Here is a 21,178-nt window from a genome sequence, read left to right on the forward strand (position 1 = left end):
CTGTTAAACAGATATGCAAAATCATCATCATAAAGCTGATAATCCTTAAAGTAAGGTTCCAACACAAAGGCTTCGAAAAACCAGGTAGTATGTCCCAAATGCCATTTAGGAGGGGAAACATCTATGGTCGGTTGGGGAATGTAATCTTCTACTTCCAAAGGCTTGCAAATCGTAGAGGTACGCTGTCTACAGGTTTTAAAAAGTGTTTGCAATAATTTATTTCTGTTCATACTTTTTTTCTAAATACAATTGAAAGATAAAATACAAAACCATTCCTAAAAACAAAAAGCCAAATGGAAGGGCGGCCAATATCAATAACTGACTGACGGATTCCAGCAGACTCTCTTTTCCCACCCAAATCACGCTTATTGTAAACAAAGCAATAGTAATACCCCAAAACAACCTCATTCTTCTATTCGGTTTGGTTTTTCCATTATCGGAAAACATACTTAGTACAAAAATGGCCGAGTCAACAGAAGTCACCAAGAAAGTAAATACCAATAAAGTACTTACGCTATTGCTAATTAATTTAGCTGGAAAGAAGTTTAGAAAATTAAATAGTGCACTGTAAATAGATGCAAAATGCCCTTCTGAAACCTTTTCTAAATCGATCAATTCAAAAGCATTGATCCCAAATACAGAAAACCATAAAAAAGTGCCCAAACTGGGCACTAGTAAAACACCAATAATGAATTGCCGAATGGTTCTGCCCTGTGAGATCCGGGCGATAAAAACTCCCGTAAAAGGTGCCCAAGCCAACCAAAAAGCCCAATAAAAAAAGGTCCAGTCCAAAAGGAAATCTTTAGATACCTTTTGAGTTCCTAAATTCAGGCTAATAGGGATAAATTCAACAATATAAATACCCAAAGATTTAAGCATAGACATAATAACCGGCTGATTAGTTCCAAGTATCCAAACGAATAACAACAAGGCGGTAGCCAATGTCAAATTCAGATTGGATAACTTTCGGATTCCTCTGCTTACACCCCTGAAAGCCGACCAAGTAGCCAAACTACAAACCAAAAGCACTAGAAAAATAGCATTACCTCCTAAAAAAATTTGACTGTCAGTCCAGTAAAAAAAAGCTTCCAAAAGCTGTCTGCTACCCAGTCCAACAGCAGCCACAACTCCCAAAAGGGTGCAAATGATAATTAAAAAATCGATTCCCACAGCCCAATAAGAGGATTGTAGATTTTCAGGTAGTATTGATGAGCCCAAAATACGTTTCTTGTGCACATAAACTTGAAAACCTATTATGAGTCCAAAGAGTCCATAAAAAGCCCAAGGCGTAAATCCCCAATGGAAAAAGGTGTATTGAAGCGCAAACTCAGCCGGGGAATGGAGGGTCTCCCTAGGTGGATGGAGGTAATAAAAAACAGGTTCCTGCACCGCTCTTAGAAGCAGGCCTGCTCCCATCCCCGTACTGTACAGCATAGCGATCCATGAAAACCAGTCATAGCTTGGATTTTCAGAGCCAAGTCTTTTTCTTCCTAATGGTGAGATAGCAAGCACTATCAGTAAAATCACTGCAAAAAATCCAAGCCAAAGATAAAAGCCCCCAAAAAAATCCATACTAGCAGAAGACCATTTCTGCAATTTGATTTTGAAGCTTTCCGGATAAATCAATGTGATCCCTAAAAACAACAGGCAAAAGAGCAAAGAAAAAATAAAGGTGAAGTATCGCTTTTTTTGCTTGCTCATAATCAAAACTAATAGCAATCAATATACAGAGATATGCCCAGTACTAAAAATGAATTCTTGTTGAAAGTTTAGATCGATTTATTCCTTTGCATTAGAATTAAGGCTCCACTTTTACACCTTTCCAAAAAGCGACATGGCCTTTGATTTCCCTGGCTGCGGGCTTGGTGTCAGGATAGTACCAGGCTGCATCTTTATTGGTCTCTCCATTTACCTCAATATGGTAATAGGAAGCTACCCCTTTCCAGGGACAGGTAGTATGTGTTTCAGATGGCTTAAAAAACTCTTTATTTACCGCCTCTGCGGGAAAATAATGGTTGCCTTCTATTTGTAGGGTTTGATCACTTTCTGCGATCACTTGATTGTTCCAGATTGCTTTCATGATTTTGTTGATGTTCGTTTCTATATATTAAGGGCAGTCACTATAAAATTGTTTGAAAATAAAGCTTTAGATTCATTTCCCCCTAAGATCAAATTAAAGGTGGATACAACCTTGCCTATTCATATCATTAAAAATTAACTAAATCGACTAGGAAGGCAGGGATTATTTCCCTACCTGTCCTCTCACACAACCGTACGTACCATTCGGTATACGGCGGTTCTTTAAGTTTTGAGTCTAACTTCTAGGTATTCGTCCGATAAAAACACAAACCCTGCCTGCTTCAGCCTTTCGATGGTAATGGTTCTAGTAAGTATAAAGCTATTGGCTAAATGCCAATAGCCTTTCCTTGAGTTTGCCCACTCCCAAGCTTTGGATTTATTTATCCCCAGCTTGATCAGAATTGCCAGTCTGGTCTTTATACGTTTCCATTGTTTCCATATGACCATTCTAAGCCTGCGCCTGTACCACCCATCCACTTTAGTAAGCAGTTTCCCCATATCCGCCAGTATGAAGTAGGTCACCCAAACAACAATGTATTGGTGGAGTGCTTCCTTCAGATTCCACCTAGCGATGGACACCCTTGCCTTAAGCTAGTGGTTGGTGATTACATACCTCCACAGCGGACTTGCACCACCTAGTAGATGTCATGCACGGCACACCAAAAAAAAAGCTGCCACAAGGGTGTAGCAGCTCTTAAAATCCTGGTGATTCACAACTTTACTCAGCTTTCTCTTTTTTATTGACCGATATGGTCAACTCTTCACCTTCACCTGAATAATCAGCAATAATTACATCTCCATCAGATAATTCGCCCTTCAGTATTTCTTCAGCAAGAGAATCCTCCAAGTACTTTTGTATAGCCCTGTTCAATGGCCTTGCACCATACTGTTGGTCATATCCTTTTTCAGCCAAGAAATCCTTCGCTTTATCTGTAAGTTGGATCTTATAACCCAAATCGGTAATCCTACTGAATAATTTTTTCAGGCTGATATCGATAATTTGATGAATATGTTCCTTGTTCAAGGAATTGAATACAACCACATCATCCAATCTGTTGAGGAATTCCGGACTGAATGCTTTTTTCAAAGCACTCTGTATCGTTGATTTCATCACTTCATCCATGCTTTGCTGCTTGGATTTGGAAGCAAAACCAATACCTGCACCAAAATCCTTCAGATCCCTTACACCAATATTGGAGGTCATGATGATGATTGTATTTCTAAAATCAACCCTTCTTCCCAATCCATCCGTCAAAATCCCGTCATCCAATACTTGGAGCAGGATATTGAAAACATCTGGGTGCGCTTTCTCAATTTCATCCAACAGGACTACTGAATAGGGCTTCCTTCTGACTTTCTCGGTCAACTGTCCACCTTCTTCATAACCTACATATCCAGGAGGCGCACCTACCAGTCTTGATACGGAGAATTTCTCCATATACTCGGACATATCGATTCTTACAAGGGAATCTTCCTTGTCGAAGAGATAAGTAGCCAGCATTTTGGCAAGTTCTGTTTTACCTACACCGGTTGGTCCAAGGAAAATAAATGAGCCAATAGGCTTTTTAGGATCTTTTAGACCTACTCTTGTTCTTTGTATGGCTTTGACCAGTTTTTTGATGGCTTCTTCCTGACCAATTACTTTAGATTGTAAATCTTGCCCCATATTGAGCAATTTAGATCCCTCATTCTGAGCAATACGTTTTGCAGGAATACCGGTCATCATCGCTATCACCTCTGCAACATTGTCTTCTTCAACCATGTAGCGTTTGGTTTTGCTTTCCTCTTCCCACTTCACTTTGGCATTTTCCAATTGCTCGAGCAATTTCTTTTCTTTATCTCTCAACTGGGCAGCTTCTTCATATTTTTGACTTTTAACTACCCTGTTTTTCTCTATTTTGATTTGCTCGACTTCCTCCTCCAATTTAAGAATTTCTTCAGGGACATGAATATTGTTGATATGGACTCTTGCTCCTGCTTCATCCAGGATATCAATGGCCTTATCGGGAAGGAACCTATCAGAAATGTATCGGTCAGATAATTTCACACAAGCATCAATGGCCTCATCTGTATAATTTACATTATGGTGATCCTCATATTTGTCTTTGATGTTATTTAGGATCTGAATGGTTTCCTCAGGTGTAGTGGCATCTACCATTACCATTTGGAATCTTCTGGCCAAAGCACCATCTTTTTCAATGTACTGTCTGTACTCATCTAAAGTGGTCGCACCAATACATTGGATTTCACCCCTTGCAAGGGCAGGTTTAAACATATTGGAAGCATCCAATGAACCACTGGCTCCACCTGCACCCACAATGGTATGCAATTCGTCAATGAACAGGATGACATTGGGAGACTTTTCCAACTCGTTCATAACGGCTTTCATCCTCTCCTCAAACTGTCCTCTATACTTGGTCCCTGCAACCAAAGATGCCAGATCTAAAGTGACCACTCTTTTGTTAAAGAGCACTCTGGAAACTTTCTTTTGAATAATTCTCAAAGCCAATCCCTCTGCAATGGCTGTTTTACCAACACCAGGTTCACCAATAAGGATTGGGTTATTTTTCTTTCTTCTGGATAGAATTTGAGCTACCCTTTCAATTTCTTTTTCCCTACCAATGATTGGATCCAGTTTATCTTCTTCGGCCATTTTAGTAAGGTCCCGTCCGAAATTATCCAAAACTGGTGTTCTGGACTTTTCCGAAGAACCTTTGGAAGTACCGCCAGCACTTCCACTACCTGGAGAAGAACCAAATAATTTGGAACCATCTTCATCGGGATCATCAGCCTGCGCTTTGGATCTGGGTCCACCATCTGTCTGAAATTCCAACATTTCTTTGACAGCATCGTAATTGGCGTCAAATTTTTGTAAGATTTGGGTAGCAATGTTATCCTCGTCTCTTAAAATAGATAACAATAGGTGTTCTGTACCTATCAATTGACTTTTAAATATTTTTGCTTCCAGGTAAGTGATTTTCAATACTTTTTCAGATTGCCTGGTCAAAGGAATATTTGCCAGGTTTTTGACATTGTGATTAGCAGTGCCTTTAACGGCCCTTTCTATAGAATTCCTGAGCTCATCCAATGGAACACCCAGTTTTTTCAATATGGAAACAGCCACTCCTTCACCCTCACGGATCATTCCCAACAAGAGGTGTTCTGTACCGATGTAATCATGTCCTAACCGCAATGCTTCCTCACGGCTAAGGGAGATCACCTCTTTGACTCTGTTTGAAAATTTTGCTTCCATTTATTTCCTTTCTGAATTTATTTTAAATCTGTACTAATGTTACCGAATTTGTTTTAAAAACACAATCCTTTTAACGTTTGTTCAATCATTTTTTTTGAGAGGCCCTTAAAACCGCATGAGCGGAAGTTCCTTCGCAAAAGAGCAGATCAATAATACTTAAATTAGGTGCAAAGTCTGCGCCAAACAACTGAAAATAGGGCTTTTCTCGGTAAAACCTGTATTGCCCCATTGCCGATTTCGCACTTATCAAGCCTCGAATGTCCATATATTCAGGTGTTTGGCCTCCTTTTTCCAATACGGAAACTTTGACATTGAGTTGGAGTAGTTTAAGACAAACTGTCAGTAACTCGTAATTCATATCAAAGAGAAACCTTGGATTTTTCCCAAAAACTTGTTCAAAATAGGGAAAAAAGTACTCAAAAAAAGGTGCTTTTCCATAAGCAGATTGTATTCCTCTCAAATGAACATTTTTCCATTTTTGGCTATAATCTATCTCTATGTCCCGATAATTCTTTTTTTTATTACCACCTATAACTGGCACCGACAAAGATTCTACTTTATTCGCCAAAAGAATCCGGCACCTGTTTCTGTAAGTCTGCTTCTGATAGGGTTCAAACCCATCTAAAACAACTTCATCCTGATCCATAATAGCAATAAAATACTCTAGGTTAGGCAAATAAAATAGCTCCGTATAAACTCCCATGCACTCGATTTAGCCTTTTTTAAAGAATATCTTCAAGAGACCCTAAACCTTCTCTGACAATTTCAATTTCACTGCCTGTGCAATCCAAAACTGTAGAAGCGACATTGTTTCCATAGCCACCATCAATTACCACATCTACCAGGTCTCTGAATTTCTCATAAATCAATTCAGGATCGGTACTGTATTCAATCACTTCATCTTCATCATGGATGGAAGTTGTTAGGATCGGAGAACCTAACTCTTTCACCAACAATCTCGGAATAGAATGATCCGGCACACGTATACCTACCGTTTTTTTGTTGCTGTTAAGAATTTTGGGAACAGCATTATTTGCTTCCAAAATAAAAGTATACGGCCCTGGTAGCGACTTTTTCATTACCTTGAAAACAGGGGTACTTAAAGCCCTTGTATATTCCGAAATGTTGCTCAGATCATAGCAGATAAATGAGAAATTATGTTTTTTAGGTTTGATACCTTTTATCTGTGCAATGCGTTCTACAGCCCGCTGATTATGGATATCGCAGCCCATTCCATATACCGTATCGGTTGGATATATGATTATCCCTCCATTCCTAAGCATCTCCACAATATGTTGGATTTTTTTCATCTCAGGATTTTCAGGGTATAATTTTATGAATTCAGCTGCCATGTCGTTGTGATTTTCACAGGAAAGATCCCTTTTTAAATATGGTTGTAATTAAAGTATATTTTCTTAAATCTTGTACATCAGAAACTTGAAGCATACTCATGTACATTTGGTTACCAATTACTTATGTATCAAACGTTTTACAAATTCCTTTCGTTCAGCTTTCGTAATATCCCAATATCTCCTAATTCAAAAATCTATTTTTAGGAAAGATTTAATGATTTTCAAAGTACCATCTTGTGAAATTTTCAAGAACTGGAATATCGGCTGATGCCCAATCCAAGGCTTTTAGATCCTTGACCTTTTGCCAAATTACTGATTTATGTTCATTCAACTGTAAATTACCTCCCGAAAAACCCGCTACAAATGGGATTAGTTCAATCATTTTATTTCCATTATAGGTATGCAGGTTACTGGCCAATTTTTCTCCCAATTCTATTTCAATGTTCAATTCCTCTTTAATTTCCCTTTTCAAACACTTTTCCGGACTTTCTCCCGGTTCGATTTTTCCACCTGGAAACTCCCATTTTAATGGTAGAGACATGTCCTCACTTCGTTGCGCGCAAAGCACCCTTCCTTGACGAAGTATAATTGCGCATACTACCCGGATGGGATTACTCATTGTTTTCTATAAAGATTAGCCCAGTGAACAAAATTCTCTATTTTTGCCGTTATTCTTTAGAACAAACCCAAAAATATGTTTGAGGATAAGAAAACCAAAATTTATCTGATTGTTATTATCACCTTTTCTGTGATGCTGACATCCCTTTCTTTTTATTTCTACCAGGCTTTTTTCAGTCCAAATGCCTTGATAGACAAAGAGGAATCATACATGTTCAAAATTCCATCGAACGCAACCTTCAAGCAGGTAACCGACAGCCTTTACCAAAAAGGGGTTATCAATGACCTGATCAGCTTTGGTTTTGTTTCAAAAGTTTTAAAATACCAAGAGTCGGTAAAACCAGGGCTTTATACTATCCCCGCCAAAACCAACAACCTCAATTTGGTAAGATTGCTGCGAGCGGGAAACCAAACTCCTGTGAATATAACATTCAACAATGTCAGGACCAAAGAGGACCTCTCAGAGAAAATCACAAGGAATCTGGAAATGGAACCGGATCACTTCTTGGCCTTGCTTACCGATTCTGTATACATCATGAAATTTGGTTTTGAGCCAGAGACCATCATGTCCATGTTTATCCCCAATACCTACGAGACCTGGTGGAATACAAGTCCTGATAACCTTTTTGATAGGATGTACAGGGAATATGAAAAATTCTGGACGGAAAACAGAAAAGAAAAAGCCCAAAAAATCGGCTTGACACCATTGGAGGTTTCCACACTGGCATCTATCGTGCAGGCAGAAACCCAAAAAGCAGATGAAAGACCGAAAGTAGCGGGAGTGTATATGAATCGTTTAAGAATCAACATGCCGTTACAGGCTGACCCTACTTTGGTATTTGCCGCCGGAGACTTCAGTATACGCCGGGTATTGAATGTGCACAAAGAAATTGACAGCCCCTACAACACTTACAAATACACCGGCCTTCCGCCTGGCCCGATTAATCTGCCTGAAATCTCTGCTTTAGATGCAGTGCTTGATTTTGAAAGTCACCAATACTTATATTTTTGCGCAAAAGATGATTTTTCGGGATATCATGCTTTCGCCAACAACTTAAACGAGCACCTCAACAATGCCAGGAGGTACCAAGCGGCATTGAATCGTGCTAAAATTTACTGATATGTTTCAAGCTGAATCACAAGTCAGGGTCAGGTATGCAGAAACTGACCAAATGGCCTATGTATATTACGGGAATTATGCCATGTATTTTGAAGTGGCAAGAGTTGAAGCCCTGCGCTCAGCAGGATTTTCTTACAAACAAATGGAAGAGGATGGTATTATCATGCCCGTACTGGAATTACATTCCCAATTCCTTAAACCTGGAAAATATGATGAACTTTTGACCATTAAAACCATTATTCCTGAGCTTCCCGGTATCCGTATCAAATTCGAATATGAGGTATACAATGAAGGCAAGGAATTGATTACCAAAGGATGGACAACCCTAACTTTCTTAAAAAAAGACAGCCATAGACCCTGCAGACCTCCACAATATTTATTAGATTTATTGCGGCCATATTTTCAATAATCCATTTTTAAGTGAAAAATAGGATTCGATTATTTTCTATCCATTTTATCCGTAAGGCAAAGTTGCTCAGGAAGTTTCATTTTGGTAATCCTGATCAAAACCTTTATGACGTGGGTAAAATCTTTATCGAACAGATCCAAAAAGATGAAATCAGTGAGCGGGCGGGTGCCATGGCTTTCAGTTTTACCGTAGCCATGTTCCCATTATTGCTTTTTTTGCTGAACATGATCCCATATATCGGCATGTTCTTTACAAACGTTACTACCCAAAATATCTTGTTATTTATCGGGGAATTGATACCAGAAAGTATCTATAAAGAAGCAGAAGCCACCATCATGGATATTGTGAGTAAACCTCGTCAAAGCCTTTTGTCTCTTGGCTTTTTTCTTGCGCTTTTCCTTTCCACCAACGGTGTTGTTTCCATGATGAATGCATTCAACGCAGTATACAAGACCAAGGAGAACCGCTCTTTTTGGAGAACAAGGCTGATAGCGGTGAGCATTGTTATCATTTTGGTACTTGCCATCTGTGGAGCTGTGGTCATCATGATCTTTGGGAGTTCAATTTTGTATACCATTTCAGAGTGGGAAATAGTATCCAGTGCAGTTTATTACTACATGCTTACCTCTTTCCGTTTTTTGGTTTTGCTTGCCCTGTTTACTTTGGCCACAGCCTACATATTTAGATTTGCTCCAGCCGTACATGATAAATGGCGCTTTTTTTCTACGGGTTCTGTCACAGCAGGAATCCTGATCAACCTGAGTTTTTATCTTTTCAGTTATTACTTGAATAATTTCGCTACGTATAACAGATTGTACGGTTCTATTGGTGCAATGATCGCTGTCATGCTATGGCTTTTTATTACCTCCCTGATTATTTTGATTTGTTTTGAAATCAATGTCAGTTTGGATAAAGCTGCTGAGCGCAGAGCAGTGTCTGCAAAACTTGCAAGCGATTCAATATGATTTAAGTCATATTGAATCAAGGATTTCATCAAGATTGAAAACGAACAGAAGTGTTAATTTTGTAATGGAAAAATAAAAAAATGATGGAAACCAACAAAAGTGTTTTTATAGCAACTGCTGAACCTTACAGCGGTAAATCCACAGTTGCATTGGGCATTGTAGACATGTTATTATCCAAAACCCAAAATATAGGTTATTTCAAACCCATTATCAATGATAGTCCCGAGGTGAAGGTTGACGTACATATAGACACCCTGATACGGCATTTCAAACTTCCTATCCAATATGACAGATCCTACGCTTATACCCGTGATGAGGCCAATCTTTTAGCTGAATCCGGATTTCAGGGTGAAATTATTGATACCATCATCAGCAAGTACAAAAAACTGGAAGAGGAATATGATTTCACAATAATAGAGGGAAGTGATTTTTTGGGAGAAGGTACCGCCTTTGAGTTTGATGCCAATGCCACCATTGCCAAAAACTTAGGTACCCCGGTGATCATTGTAACTTCCGGTGCTGGAAAAACAGTACAGCAAATCAACAACAACATCATAGTGATTATCAAAAACTTTTTACAGCGGAAAGTAAAAGTTTTAGGAGTAGTGATAAATAAAGTTGACCCCGGACAACTTGAAGAAGTAAAAAGTCATTTGCAGACCCAGGTAAAAAAGAATATACTGGTAACTGTCATCCCCAATATCACTGAACTTAAAAGTCCAAGTATGGAGGATGTAAAAAACCACCTGAAGGCAGAAGTAATGTTCGGGGAAAAATATTTATCCAACAGGGCAGATCACTTTATTTTTGGTGCCATGCAGATTTCCAATTTTTTGAACCACATCAAGCAAAATGTATTGATCGTGACCCCTGGCGACCGGGCAGACATTATTATGGCTTCATTGCAGGCCAATCTATCTAAAAATTACCCGAAAATTGCCGGCATAGTGCTAACAGGTGGCTTTGAAATAGCAGATTCAGTCATCAGGCTGATAGAAGGTTCTAATACAAATGTCCCTGTTCTGAGGGTCGAAGAACCTTCCTTCAATGCGGCTACCAAGGTTGCGGGAATACATTCTAAGATTACTGCGGACAATACCGACAAAATACATGTAGCGATCAATACCTTTAGAAAATATATGGATATTGAGGCTTTGGAAAAAGAAATTGCTGCATTCAAGCCAGTCGGAATGACGCCTCGTATGTTTCAGTATCAATTGGTCAGCTGGGCAAAAGGAAAGAAAAAGCACATCGTTCTCCCTGAAGGAAAAGACGAAAGGATTCTAAAGGCTGCGGACCGATTGGTCAGACAAGGCATCGTCAACATCACTTTGCTGGGGGATGTCAGTGAAATCAGCAGCAGCATAAGCAGATTGGGATTATGTCTGAATCAAGAAAACTGTCAGATCATCAATCCCCATGAGTCTTTTCAATACAATGAATATGTTGATACCCTTTTCGAACTGCGAAAAGGGAAGAACATGCCTTTGGAAGTAGCCAAGGATCTGATGACAGATGTCGCATATTTTGGTACTATGATGGTATACAAGGGCCACGCTGACGGCATGGTCTCAGGGGCTATTCATACCACTGCCCATACAATTCGGCCTGCCCTTCAGTTTGTCAAAACCAAACCAGGGATTTCCTTGGTCTCTTCTGTCTTTTTTATGTGTTTGGCGGACAGAGTAACTATTTTTGGCGATTGCGCAATCAATATCAATCCTACAGCAGAGGAATTGGCGGAAATTGCTATTTCTTCCGCCGACACAAGCACCAAATTTGGAATAGATGCAAGAGTAGCCATGCTCTCTTACTCTTCTGGGGATTCAGGATCAGGAGAAGATGTAGAAAAAGTAAGGCAAGCCACTGAAATTGTGAAATCCAAAAGGCCCGACATTCTTGTAGAAGGTCCTATTCAATACGATGCTGCGGTAGACGCCGAAACCGGCAAGCAAAAGATGCCAAATTCCAAAGTGGCTGGAAATGCATCCGTCCTGATTTTTCCTGATCTCAACACGGGGAATAACACCTACAAGGCCGTTCAAAGAGAAACTGGCGCCATAGCGATAGGACCTATGCTTCAAGGACTAAATAAGCCGGTGAATGACCTGAGTAGGGGATGTACTGTAGATGATATTTTCAATACTGTGGTGATAACTGCGATTCAAGCGCAGGAGGACCGGAAGTAAGAAGAAAAAAGAGACGTTGGACAAAAAAATAAAAGAATTCCAGATGGGGTAAGATAGGTTTCCGTTTTTGGAAATTGGGCACAAATCAAGATCATTTATTCTATGAAAATACTAGTTTTAAATTCCGGAAGCAGTTCTTTAAAATATCAGCTTTTTGATATGCCCAACGAGCATGCTTTGTGTTCAGGCCTGGTGGACAGGATTGGATTGGAGCAATCTACGATTACACATAAGACCTTTATCGATGATACAGAAACCAAACACGAGATAGTAATTGCTATTCCGGATCATGAGTCGGCCTTGATAAAGGTGACAGAATTGCTGAGGGATGCTTTTATGGGTGTTATTTCGGAAAATGGTGAAATTGAGGCCATAGGACACCGAGTGGTGCATGGTGGGGAGGAGTTTGCATCTACTACCTTGATTACTGATGAAGTCAAAGCCAAAATCAAAGCACTGTTCACACTTGCACCTTTACACAATCCTCCTAATCATTTGGGCATTACCGTAGCGGAGAGGATATTCCCAAACGCGAAACAGGTTGCTGTCTTTGATACTGCTTTTCATCAGACAATGCCACCATTGGCTTACCGTTTTGCCATCCCTAAGACCATGTATACCGACTTGGGCATCAGGGCCTATGGATTTCATGGTACCAGCCATCAATATGTCTCAAAAAAAGCAAATGAATACCTCAATAATCCAAAAGCCAAAATCATCACCATACACCTGGGGAATGGTTGCAGTATGACGGCCATTGATTCAGGAAAATCCATGGATACAAGTATGGGCTTAGGTCCCATGGGGGGCTTGGTAATGGGGACCCGAGCGGGGGATATAGACCCTTCCATTATTTTTCATTTGATCAAAGAAAGGAATTACCAACCTCAGGAAGTAAACGACTTGCTGAATAAAAAAAGCGGTTTATTGGGTCTCTCAGGTTTAAGTGATATGAGGGATGTTAAAAAAGCCATCACCGAGGGGAATCCCGATGCCAAATTGGCTTATGAATTATATGCCTATCGTATACAGAAATATATCGGTGCATTCTCAGCGGTACTTAAAGGGCTGGATGCCATCGTATTTACTGCCGGAGTGGGTGAAAATGATGCCGATATGCGGGAGGCGGTTTGTAAGGATATGGATTTCTTTGGCATTCAATTGGATGTACCGCTTAACCGTAGGGACAGTAAGAATATACGTGAGATTAATTTACCAAATTCAAAAGTAAAAGTATTGGTGATCCCTACCAATGAAGAGCTTGAAATTGGCCAGCAAACCTTCGAATTGATTAAAATATAATCTGTTCAAAGCTTTCTTCGTCTGTGTTTCCCTCAGTATTGAAAAGCAGCACTCGGGTATCTTTTCCGAAATGAAGGTGTTCCCTGACCGGAGCAAAAGCAGCAGATTTAAGGATTGCCCGCAATCCTGCCAAGCCAGCAGCTCCAGATTCTCCTGAAATGATTTTTTCATCTTTTCCCAAAGGAAAATAAAATTGTCTCATGGCTTCCCTGACCTCCTCATCCGAAATTCTAATGGCAATACTGACCGCATTTTTTAGCAATTCCCAACCAGAAAGTGAAGGGATACCACAACTTAATCCTGCCATGATAGTAAATTGGCTTTCTTCCGGTGCACATCTTTCCTGAAATCTAAAAGAATCCAAAAGTCCTGCAGAACCATCCGGTTCAACAGTAATTAAAGTAGGGCAACTTTTCCCATATTTTTGCAAATAGTAAAATGCAGCTGCCCCGGCCCAACTCCCTACTCCTACCTGTAAAAAAACAATATCCACATTAGGGAAACCTTCAGGGTGAAGTTGATTTTCAAGTTCTTTAAAATGGGTAAGATAACCGGCCATAATATCAGCTGGAATATGCTCATACCCTTCCCATGCTGTATCCTGTAACAATTCCCAGTTGTTTGTTTGACTGACTCTCGCAGCATGCGCACAGGCATCATCATAATTTTTATTCAGCTGGATTACAGTTGCCCCTTCTTTTTCAATGGTTCTAATCCTTTTCAAAGAGGTATCAGAGGGTACGAATATAACCGACTTTTTCCCTGCTTTTTTAGCAGCCCATGCCACCGCCCTTCCATGGTTCCCATCTGTGGCAGTACAGAAAACTTCAACTTCTGGTTTATTTTGTAAAATTTGCTGAATGGCAAAGGAGGCGCCCAATCCTTTGAATGCATTGAGCCCAAATCTCTTTGATTCATCTTTAAGATAAATTGCTCCCAAACCAAACCTATTTGCCATTGCCTCAAGAGAAAGTAAAGGAGTGGGAGAATATTCATCCAGGGTCTTGTGGTAATTAAGGGCATTTTTTTTCCTGAGAACAGTAACTGTAGGGGTATCGGTCAATTTAAAATTGGGTACATTAATGAAGAAGGGAGGGTTTAGCATGATTTAAAACAGGTATTTCCCTGAACAAGTTAAGACAAGAAATAAAAAAAAATAAAATTTTTTATGAAGAACATGCAACCTAATTTTAACCAACGGCATCTACCTATTTGAAAGCCATCAATAATGCTATTCAGGAAAACTTTTACAACAGAACAGGAAATTATTAAAGCTTGCTTAAAAAATGAGCGTAAAGCTCAGGAGCAATTGTATAAAACCTATTCCAAAAAGTTTTTGGCCATCTGCATCCGGTATGTAAAGGATAAGGAATTGGCGGAAGATGTGATGATAGAGGGTTTTATGAAAATCTTTGAAAAACTATCGCAGTTTGAAGAAAAAGGAAGTTTTGAAGGTTGGATGAAGCGAATAATGGTGACCCAGGCCTTGCTTACTTTAAGAAAGCAGAGGGGTTTGAACATGGAAGTGCTTCAAGTGGAAAGTCATCTTGAACCATCCAACAATTCCTATGAACTAGGTCAACTGGAAGCAGATGACCTTATGTCACTTATCAAGGAGCTGCCCATAGGTTATCGAACAGTATTTAACCTTTATGCAATAGAAGGCTATAGCCATGCAGAAATAGGTGACTTATTGGGAATATCAGAATCAACTTCCAAATCGCAGTTGAACAGGGCAAGAAACGTATTGAAACAAAAAATAGCCGATATACAAACCAAAGAAAGGAGAATCAATGGCTAACCAGGAAAACAAATTGGACCAGTTTTTTAGAGAAAAGCTGGAGCAACATGAGGAAAAACCTTCCCAATTGGTTTGGGAGAGATTGGACCAAGAACTAGGCAGAAAGAAATCAGGGTATATCCCTCTCTTTAGATTGGTGGCATCCTTGATATTATTGCTGGGTATTGGATATGTTTTATGGCAATATAACGTCCCCGATCAATTCACAGAAGAGCAGAGGGCTGAAAAGGAGGATACTATGATTGAAAGCATGGAAGCAGAAATCAACGAAACGCTGGCTTTAGAACAAGAAGAAATAACTCCTCTCACTTCAGATGAGAAAGCGCAAGTTGCTTCCAAGGAAGCTGCGGGGGTATCTCAGTCCTTAGAAAAAACTGAACCTAAAAAAAATAATGAATCCCAAAAAGAAAGCGAAAATGCTCCTTTGCTTGCAGGAAATATGTTAGAGGTAAATCCAGAGAGGTTTAACGAAGTATTGATTGAGTTACCGGAAATACCTATCACTGAACTGAAAATAGATCAAATGACAGCCATGGCTGAAGAAACAAATAATGAAGTTGAGGAAGAAATAAGCTACCGGGTTATTATCAAATCCAGTGGTATAAAGAATGAAGAGAAAAAGCCAAATATCATTGAAGGATTAGAAAATAATGTCAATAAAATAGGGACTTTTCTGAACAAGGTGGAACAGGGTTTTGCAGACCTGCAGGATGCAAAAAACAACCTCTTTGCAAGTAATAGTCAAACAAGAGAAGAAAGTAGATAATATTTTAGAAACGGAAAATCATGAAAAAATACCTGTTATTATTATGCCTGATGGCTTTTGTACAGCTGGCTTTTGGAAAGCTTGATGCAGGCAGCTTGGTTGAAAAGGATACCATCTTAATCGAGTTCGGAAAATCCGGTAAAATTGCCCTTGTGGTAGACAACAAGGAAGATTTTGAAAAATTAAAAAATATGAACATCAATCAAATAATCCAAGAACTGGATCTGAAATTAGATGAAGAAACCGGAGATTTAGTGATCGTAGAAGTAGCTGGAAAAAGCGGGAGCAAGGAAATTGTAAAAGTGACAGAAGATTGGAACAAAACAGAGGTGACTGTTGGAGGTATAAGAATACTTGTGGATGAAACCGAACCTATGAATACAAAAGTAAAAGTGGAAACCGGTTTAAGAAAAAAGAGTGATCCCCCATTTAGGACTTACTTTAATTTGGATTTGGGTATCAACAATTACCTAAATACTGAGGGGAATTTTCCGGGAAGCAGTTCTCCATATGCAGTCAAAGGATGGGGAAGCTGGAATGTGGGTCTCAACTGGATGGCCAGTCAAAGGATCAGCAAAGGGTTTCATTGGGATTTGGGACTTGGTGTACAATGGTACAATTTTAAATTCGAGAATAGGGACTTTCAAGCTGTAAGAGGAGATGGAGAGATCGATTTTATTCAAAGAACAGATGTAAATGGTTTCAAAAGCAAAATTTCTGCTTCTTACCTGACCGCGATGTCTCTATTCAAACTGGATTTCGGAAAGATGAATGACCAAGGCAGGAAAGGATTCAGGATAGCTGCAGGTCCATATGCCGGTTACAGGTTAGGAGGCAGAAGCAAGTATGTTTACAGGCCTTTGGATGGAGGGGGAAGGAGAAAAGAGCACTTACCTACCGGTCTTTATTTAAACAACTTCAGGTATGGTGTGCGTGGTGAAATTGGGGTTGGCCGATTCAACTTCTTCGGTACTTATGACATAAATACCCTGTTCCAAAATGGAGCTGGGCCTGAATTGAACCCAATTGCTTTCGGAGTGATATTTTAAAGACTTCCATAAAATGATGAAAAGAACCACTATTATTTTACTTGCAATGTTCCTATCCACTTGGTCTTTTGGTCAAGTGGAGGAAAGCGCACCAAAAGCCAATGTCACTGTTTTTTCTCTTTTTGATACCAAAATAGAGAAAACAGATCATGGAGATGGTAGGAAGACTTGGGAAATAAGCCCTGGATATAAAGCTTATGATGAGCAGTCTTTCAGGGAAAAGAAGGTTATAAATTCCGTTGAGATGAATTTGGATATAGGAATCAATACCTGGATTAATGCTGGAGATGCTCCCTCTATTAGACCGTGGGGGAGCTGGAATCCGGCAATCAATATGGCCTATTCCTATAAACCTGGTAAAAATTTTTCCTTAAAAAGCATGTTAGGCGTTTCTTGGTATAACTTCAAATTTGAGGATTCTAATATCCAGGCCTTAAGAGGCCCCGAGGGTATTGTTTTTAATGAATTTGAAGGAGAGGCAAGGAAATCCAAAATCACCTCCTCTTACCTTAACCTTACTTTAATCCCGAGCTTCCATTCAAATGACGGCAACTTTAGAATTGGAGTAGGGCCTTATGTTGGTTACCGCTTAGGGGGAAGAGGAAAATTGGTTGCTATCAATGAAAATGGCAATCGGGACAAAATCTTCCAAAGAGCCAATATGTTTGCGAATGATATCCGCTTTGGGGGAAGACTAGAAATCGGTGTAGGTGAAATAGACCTATTTGTGAATTATGATATCAACAATTATTTCCAAAAGGACAAGGGCCCTGAATTAAACGCCCTAAGTTTTGGCATCATCCTTTAAACATCAATGACATGAAAAAATATTCGACTGGATCCCTTTTAATTTTGTTTTGTTTAATTCTTGGAATCCCAATGCAAGCATTTGCACAGATGAAAACGCTGGTGGATACCAACAAATCTTTCACAGGTATCACAAAGATTGAAGTAAGTGGAGGGGCCTTGGACATCTACTTTCAAGGGAAGCAGCAGGAAGAAGTCAATGTTGAGGCATTTTTGGAATCTACCTACCATGACCAGGACATCGTCTTTGTGAAGGTCGGAAATGTCTTAAAAATCTCCCATGAAGTCAATAACAACCGATCAGCGTGGAACAATGTACGGACTAAAGGACACATCAAAATTCAAGGACCACGGGAAATGGGCTTGGATATGGCTGCCGGTTCAGGAACACTCCATGCATCACAGGCTATCGCTTCTGAGATTAAAATGCGTGTAGGTTCTGGAAAAATTAATGGCCAGGATTTGAAAGGAAATATTGAAGTCAGAGCAGGTTCTGGATCGATTCATTTGGCCCAGGTAGTGGGTGATGTTGCAGGTTATGTAGGTTCAGGAAATAGTGAAATGAAGGAAATCAATGGTAATGTTAAATACAGTTCCAGTTCAGGCCGGTTAATAGCAAGTAATATTGATGGTATGATGGAAGTAAACCTGACTTCTGGTTCTGCCAAATTGGATAATGTAGCCGAACTCGGGCCCTTAAAACTAACATCAGGAAGTATCAATGCCCAGAATGTAGGCCTTGGTGAATCTACAGGGATTTATGGAACCTCTGGAAACTTTAAAATACAGACCCATTCCAACTTGAAAGACTTCAATTTTCATTTGAATGCCACCTCCGGAAATCTGCGGGTTGGCAATTCCCAATCCAGAAGGTCACTTGCTGTCGACAACGGATCAGACTTAAATATCAAGGGGAACATTACTTCCGGTAACATTTCCATTCAAAATTAGTATCGGGTTGGATATTGATTATTCTTTCTGAAAGCACTTTGATGAAAAATCCCTAAAGGCATTGCCATTAGGGATTTTAATTTTATAGTTTAGTTGATGAATTTTATTTTTCAATCATTGGCTGTACTGTCTTTCACCTTTGGCTCAGACACATCAAAGAAAGTAAATTCTTTTGAAAGTATCATTTGATAGAGCTTTGGAAGGATAAATATAAGCAAAAATAAACCTCCCATAAGTAAAGCACTGTAAGGTTTAACAAAGTAAGAAGCCGAAGAAAGAACTCCCAGTATAAGTAAGGTACTAAATGGCAATGAAATGGCCAGGATATTGATACCAAGAGTCAGGTCAAAGGTCGATTCATTTTTGACCTCATCTTTACCTAAGCTTTCCATAGCCCTGATCGCGGACATGTGTGCAAAAGGCCAGAAACTACATGCAGACAGTGGAAACACAATTGCAAGGATTATTGCAGCCTCGGAAGGCATTGGAATCAAGGCTATCAAAAGCCCACTGAAAAGGAAGGTTATCCCTGCCCTGAATACCAATACAGACCATATCATTTTTATCTGACTCCAATTAAATACCACAGCTATACCAATGTACAAAAGTACAAGTGGTGTCATCATATTTTTTACCATCAATATACTTTCGCTCAAGAAAGTTGGCAAAGTTTCCAGGTTTACCCCAAAAGACAAAAGTACCAGTGCCGTAACTATCACCAGGTTGATGGGTTCCTTGACCATAGCCATCAACAATCCCTTGATTTTAGCCCAGCTGGAATTAACAGGCAATTGATTGATTTTATAGTACCAGGCCGTGGCCAATAAATATGCGATGATCAAAACAAAAACCTTATTTCCAATATCCGCCAATGCCGCCCAGGCCAAATACTCATCTCCAAGAAATTCTACGATAAATGGAAAACAGGAAAGTCCGGGTGCCAGTGATGGCAAGAGCAACAAAAGGGTGCGCATAGTAGGTGTATTGTTTTCTATACCAAATAAGGGTAATAGGTACCTTGTCGCCAATATCATCAGGCCATTAAAGGCCAGTGCCAAAAGCGGCAAAATCAGTAAATCATGATTGACTTCAATACTTAGCAAGGCTACAAAAATCATAGCAGGAAGTGCCAAATCCAAAATCATGATTTTTAAACCATTTTTATGGTCTTCTTTCAGTATTTTTCTCTTCAGCAAAATGCCGATTAATATCAGTAACAAAAGAGAAAATGTCTTGTGCAACGCTATACTCATGAATGGACTCTAATTAGGTAGTTACTGTTTTGAATGAATCAACAAAAATTTCCATTTCTTCCATGGTACCCATACTTACTCTGCACCATGGCTTATCATGGATATTGAAGACCCTGATACCCACACCTTTTTCATTCATAGCCTTCAAAAATTTTGGACCATCCATCGCAATTGGGAAAATCATAAAACTGGTGTAAGAAGGAATAATATCATATCCTAAAGATGTGATTTCACGACTGACAAATTCTCTGCTTGCGGCATTTAATGTGCGGCAATTTTTAAGAAATTCCTGATCTTTCATGCTGGCGATCGCACCTTTGAGGGAAGTTACGCACAAACCCATGGTACTTCTGACTTTGGTAGTAATGGATTTGATCCTATCGGGCTGGGCTACTATATATCCAATTCTCAAACCTGCCATGCCATGGATTTTACTGAATGTTCTGGCAACAATCACATCATGTCCTTTCGAGACAAGTCCTACCATAGAATGGGATTCCGGATTATCCAAAAATTCCAGATAAGCCTCATCCACAAAAACGGGGACTTTCGTACTAACAGTTTTGCAGAAGTCCTTCAATTCACTGCTATTTGTAATACTGCCGGTTGGATTATTGGGATTGCAGACATACACCAATTTGGTCTCACCATCTACAGCACTCGCCATGGCATCCAAATCATGGGAGTGATCTGGTGTGAGTAACACAGGCTTCCAAGTGGCTCCCATAGCTTGGGCAGTTTGGATCAAAGACATATAAGATGGGTCTGCTGACACCACATTTCCGCCTTCCATAAAGCGAACAAATGCTATTTTCTCCAAAAGATCCGACGAACCTGGACCCAACATGATGTGTTCAGGGCTCACTCCCTCTTTTTCTGCAATCATCTCGATCAAAGTAAATGCGTCCCGATGTCCATAGCGATTGCCCATGCTTATGGACTCTGAAATAGCCTGAATTACTTTTGGAGAAGGTCCATAGGGGTTTTCATTGGCATTCAGTCTGGCCAACATACGGGACTCATTGAATGGAGATGCCGAAAGTACTTCGCTAAGTACACTTTTAGAAGCAAAACCGGATTTACCGGAAGCAAGAGATGGAATACTGGGGGCTACAACTATCCCCCCCAAAGTGAACAGGCTGGATTTGATCCAACTCCTTCTGTTGATGGTTTTCATATTTATATTGGTTTCCTAGTGATTTCAACACAAGGTTACTTTGGGCAGGTATAATAAGCTACTATATTTAAACCAAATTTTAAATAA

At 39.7% G+C, this 21,178-nt stretch carries 21 protein-coding genes; 10 read left to right on the forward strand and 11 right to left on the reverse strand.

The window, feature by feature from the left end; genetic code table 11:
* From QZT73_RS12135 to QZT73_RS12170, 8 genes are all read right to left on the reverse strand, one after another.
* A partial coding sequence (locus QZT73_RS12135; protein WP_291788393.1) for a DinB family protein occupies positions 1 to 230 on the reverse strand: 230 nt, incomplete at its 3' end.
* Positions 217 to 1,701, reverse strand: coding sequence for a BCCT family transporter (locus QZT73_RS12140; RefSeq protein WP_291783518.1), 1,485 nt, complete (start codon positions 1,699 to 1,701; stop codon positions 217 to 219). The genes QZT73_RS12140 and QZT73_RS12135, both read right to left, overlap by 14 nt.
* Positions 1,702 to 1,798: 97 nt before the next feature.
* On the reverse strand, positions 1,799 to 2,080 hold the full coding sequence (locus QZT73_RS12145) for a DUF427 domain-containing protein (RefSeq protein ID WP_291783516.1): 282 nt from the start codon (positions 2,078 to 2,080) through the stop codon (positions 1,799 to 1,801).
* A gap of 221 nt (positions 2,081 to 2,301) precedes the next feature.
* Positions 2,302 to 2,658, reverse strand: a complete 357-nt coding sequence (locus tag QZT73_RS12150; RefSeq protein ID WP_291783513.1) for a group II intron maturase-specific domain-containing protein — start codon at positions 2,656 to 2,658, stop codon at positions 2,302 to 2,304.
* 139 nt (positions 2,659 to 2,797) lie between these two features.
* Positions 2,798 to 5,332 (reverse strand): ATP-dependent Clp protease ATP-binding subunit, encoded by a 2,535-nt coding sequence (locus QZT73_RS12155; RefSeq protein WP_291783509.1) that lies wholly within the window; start codon positions 5,330 to 5,332, stop codon positions 2,798 to 2,800.
* Between the two features lie 85 nt (positions 5,333 to 5,417).
* The gene (locus QZT73_RS12160; RefSeq protein ID WP_291783506.1) at positions 5,418 to 6,035 is read right to left on the reverse strand and encodes a WbqC family protein; all 618 of its coding nucleotides are present in this window, start codon (positions 6,033 to 6,035) and stop codon (positions 5,418 to 5,420) included.
* Positions 6,036 to 6,054: 19 nt separating this feature from the next.
* Complete coding sequence (locus tag QZT73_RS12165) at positions 6,055 to 6,684, reverse strand: L-threonylcarbamoyladenylate synthase (RefSeq protein WP_291783503.1); 630 nt, start codon at positions 6,682 to 6,684, stop codon at positions 6,055 to 6,057.
* Between the two features lie 211 nt (positions 6,685 to 6,895).
* Positions 6,896 to 7,303 (reverse strand): (deoxy)nucleoside triphosphate pyrophosphohydrolase, encoded by a 408-nt coding sequence (locus QZT73_RS12170; RefSeq protein WP_291783501.1) that lies wholly within the window; start codon positions 7,301 to 7,303, stop codon positions 6,896 to 6,898.
* Between the two features lie 75 nt (positions 7,304 to 7,378).
* Here QZT73_RS12170 and mltG point away from each other — a divergent pair, with 75 nt between their 5' ends.
* The 5 genes from mltG (at position 7,379) to QZT73_RS12195 (ending at position 13,287) form a co-directional block, all read left to right on the forward strand.
* Positions 7,379 to 8,422, forward strand: coding sequence for an endolytic transglycosylase MltG (mltG, locus tag QZT73_RS12175; protein WP_291783499.1), 1,044 nt, complete (start codon positions 7,379 to 7,381; stop codon positions 8,420 to 8,422).
* Position 8,423: 1 nt separating this feature from the next.
* Positions 8,424 to 8,831, forward strand: coding sequence for a thioesterase family protein (locus QZT73_RS12180; protein WP_291783497.1), 408 nt, complete (start codon positions 8,424 to 8,426; stop codon positions 8,829 to 8,831).
* A gap of 11 nt (positions 8,832 to 8,842) precedes the next feature.
* Complete coding sequence (locus QZT73_RS12185) at positions 8,843 to 9,796, forward strand: YihY/virulence factor BrkB family protein (RefSeq protein WP_291783494.1); 954 nt, start codon at positions 8,843 to 8,845, stop codon at positions 9,794 to 9,796.
* Positions 9,797 to 9,879: 83 nt separating this feature from the next.
* On the forward strand, positions 9,880 to 11,985 hold the full coding sequence (gene pta, locus QZT73_RS12190; RefSeq protein WP_291783526.1) for a phosphate acetyltransferase: 2,106 nt from the start codon (positions 9,880 to 9,882) through the stop codon (positions 11,983 to 11,985).
* Between the two features lie 102 nt (positions 11,986 to 12,087).
* Entirely contained in the window at positions 12,088 to 13,287 is a 1,200-nt protein-coding gene (locus QZT73_RS12195) for an acetate kinase (RefSeq protein WP_291788395.1), read from the forward strand.
* Here the strand turns inward: QZT73_RS12195 and QZT73_RS12200 are convergent.
* Positions 13,277 to 14,392 carry a diaminopropionate ammonia-lyase gene (locus QZT73_RS12200; RefSeq protein WP_291788398.1) on the reverse strand — a complete coding sequence of 372 codons (1,116 nt, stop codon included), beginning with the start codon at positions 14,390 to 14,392 and terminating at the stop codon, positions 13,277 to 13,279. The two genes, QZT73_RS12195 and QZT73_RS12200, sit on opposite strands and share 11 nt — an antisense overlap.
* 123 nt (positions 14,393 to 14,515) lie before the next feature.
* Here QZT73_RS12200 and QZT73_RS12205 point away from each other — a divergent pair, with 123 nt between their 5' ends.
* The 5 genes from QZT73_RS12205 to QZT73_RS12225 are packed head-to-tail and all read left to right on the forward strand — an operon-like array spanning position 14,516 to position 18,661.
* Complete coding sequence (locus tag QZT73_RS12205; RefSeq protein ID WP_291785603.1) at positions 14,516 to 15,088, forward strand: sigma-70 family RNA polymerase sigma factor; 573 nt, start codon at positions 14,516 to 14,518, stop codon at positions 15,086 to 15,088.
* Complete coding sequence (locus QZT73_RS12210; RefSeq protein WP_291788401.1) at positions 15,081 to 15,854, forward strand: hypothetical protein; 774 nt, start codon at positions 15,081 to 15,083, stop codon at positions 15,852 to 15,854. The genes QZT73_RS12205 and QZT73_RS12210 overlap by 8 nt, the downstream gene beginning before the upstream one ends.
* 20 nt (positions 15,855 to 15,874) lie before the next feature.
* On the forward strand, positions 15,875 to 16,903 hold the full coding sequence (locus tag QZT73_RS12215) for an outer membrane beta-barrel protein (protein WP_291785608.1): 1,029 nt from the start codon (positions 15,875 to 15,877) through the stop codon (positions 16,901 to 16,903).
* Positions 16,904 to 16,916: 13 nt separating this feature from the next.
* On the forward strand, positions 16,917 to 17,711 hold the full coding sequence (locus tag QZT73_RS12220) for an outer membrane beta-barrel protein (RefSeq protein ID WP_291788404.1): 795 nt from the start codon (positions 16,917 to 16,919) through the stop codon (positions 17,709 to 17,711).
* 11 nt (positions 17,712 to 17,722) lie between these two features.
* Complete coding sequence (locus tag QZT73_RS12225; RefSeq protein WP_291788407.1) at positions 17,723 to 18,661, forward strand: DUF4097 family beta strand repeat-containing protein; 939 nt, start codon at positions 17,723 to 17,725, stop codon at positions 18,659 to 18,661.
* A gap of 110 nt (positions 18,662 to 18,771) precedes the next feature.
* Here QZT73_RS12225 and QZT73_RS12230 read toward each other — a convergent pair whose 3' ends face one another.
* Both QZT73_RS12230 and QZT73_RS12235 read right to left on the reverse strand, forming a co-directional pair.
* Positions 18,772 to 19,914, reverse strand: coding sequence for a permease (locus tag QZT73_RS12230; RefSeq protein WP_291788409.1), 1,143 nt, complete (start codon positions 19,912 to 19,914; stop codon positions 18,772 to 18,774).
* Between the two features lie 13 nt (positions 19,915 to 19,927).
* Positions 19,928 to 21,091 carry a histidinol-phosphate transaminase gene (locus QZT73_RS12235; protein ID WP_291785618.1) on the reverse strand — a complete coding sequence of 388 codons (1,164 nt, stop codon included), beginning with the start codon at positions 21,089 to 21,091 and terminating at the stop codon, positions 19,928 to 19,930.
* Positions 21,092 to 21,178: the final 87 nt, after the last annotated feature.

The sequence above is a fragment of the Cecembia sp. genome, assembly GCF_007126775.1.
In the GTDB taxonomy this organism is placed as follows: Bacteria; Bacteroidota; Bacteroidia; order Cytophagales; family Cyclobacteriaceae; genus Cecembia.

Bases quoted from the DNA above. Each gene is read 5' to 3' on its own strand.
- pta (WP_291783526.1), top strand. From the start codon at position 9,880: ATGGAAACCAACAAAAGTGTTTTTATAGCAACTGCTGAACCTTACAGC.
- QZT73_RS12205 (WP_291785603.1), top strand. From the start codon at position 14,516: ATGCTATTCAGGAAAACTTTTACAACAGAACAGGAAATTATTAAAGCT.
- QZT73_RS12160 (WP_291783506.1), bottom strand. From the start codon at position 6,035: ATGGGAGTTTATACGGAGCTATTTTATTTGCCTAACCTAGAGTATTTT.
- QZT73_RS12165 (WP_291783503.1), bottom strand. From the start codon at position 6,684: ATGGCAGCTGAATTCATAAAATTATACCCTGAAAATCCTGAGATGAAA.
- QZT73_RS12155 (WP_291783509.1), bottom strand. From the start codon at position 5,332: ATGGAAGCAAAATTTTCAAACAGAGTCAAAGAGGTGATCTCCCTTAGC.
- QZT73_RS12170 (WP_291783501.1), bottom strand. From the start codon at position 7,303: ATGAGTAATCCCATCCGGGTAGTATGCGCAATTATACTTCGTCAAGGA.
- mltG (WP_291783499.1), top strand. From the start codon at position 7,379: ATGTTTGAGGATAAGAAAACCAAAATTTATCTGATTGTTATTATCACC.
- QZT73_RS12225 (WP_291788407.1), top strand. From the start codon at position 17,723: ATGAAAAAATATTCGACTGGATCCCTTTTAATTTTGTTTTGTTTAATT.
- QZT73_RS12210 (WP_291788401.1), top strand. From the start codon at position 15,081: ATGGCTAACCAGGAAAACAAATTGGACCAGTTTTTTAGAGAAAAGCTG.
- QZT73_RS12200 (WP_291788398.1), bottom strand. From the start codon at position 14,392: ATGCTAAACCCTCCCTTCTTCATTAATGTACCCAATTTTAAATTGACC.
- QZT73_RS12140 (WP_291783518.1), bottom strand. From the start codon at position 1,701: ATGAGCAAGCAAAAAAAGCGATACTTCACCTTTATTTTTTCTTTGCTC.
- QZT73_RS12180 (WP_291783497.1), top strand. From the start codon at position 8,424: ATGTTTCAAGCTGAATCACAAGTCAGGGTCAGGTATGCAGAAACTGAC.
- QZT73_RS12145 (WP_291783516.1), bottom strand. From the start codon at position 2,080: ATGAAAGCAATCTGGAACAATCAAGTGATCGCAGAAAGTGATCAAACC.
- QZT73_RS12215 (WP_291785608.1), top strand. From the start codon at position 15,875: ATGAAAAAATACCTGTTATTATTATGCCTGATGGCTTTTGTACAGCTG.
- QZT73_RS12195 (WP_291788395.1), top strand. From the start codon at position 12,088: ATGAAAATACTAGTTTTAAATTCCGGAAGCAGTTCTTTAAAATATCAG.
- QZT73_RS12230 (WP_291788409.1), bottom strand. From the start codon at position 19,914: ATGAGTATAGCGTTGCACAAGACATTTTCTCTTTTGTTACTGATATTA.
- QZT73_RS12235 (WP_291785618.1), bottom strand. From the start codon at position 21,091: ATGAAAACCATCAACAGAAGGAGTTGGATCAAATCCAGCCTGTTCACT.
- QZT73_RS12220 (WP_291788404.1), top strand. From the start codon at position 16,917: ATGATGAAAAGAACCACTATTATTTTACTTGCAATGTTCCTATCCACT.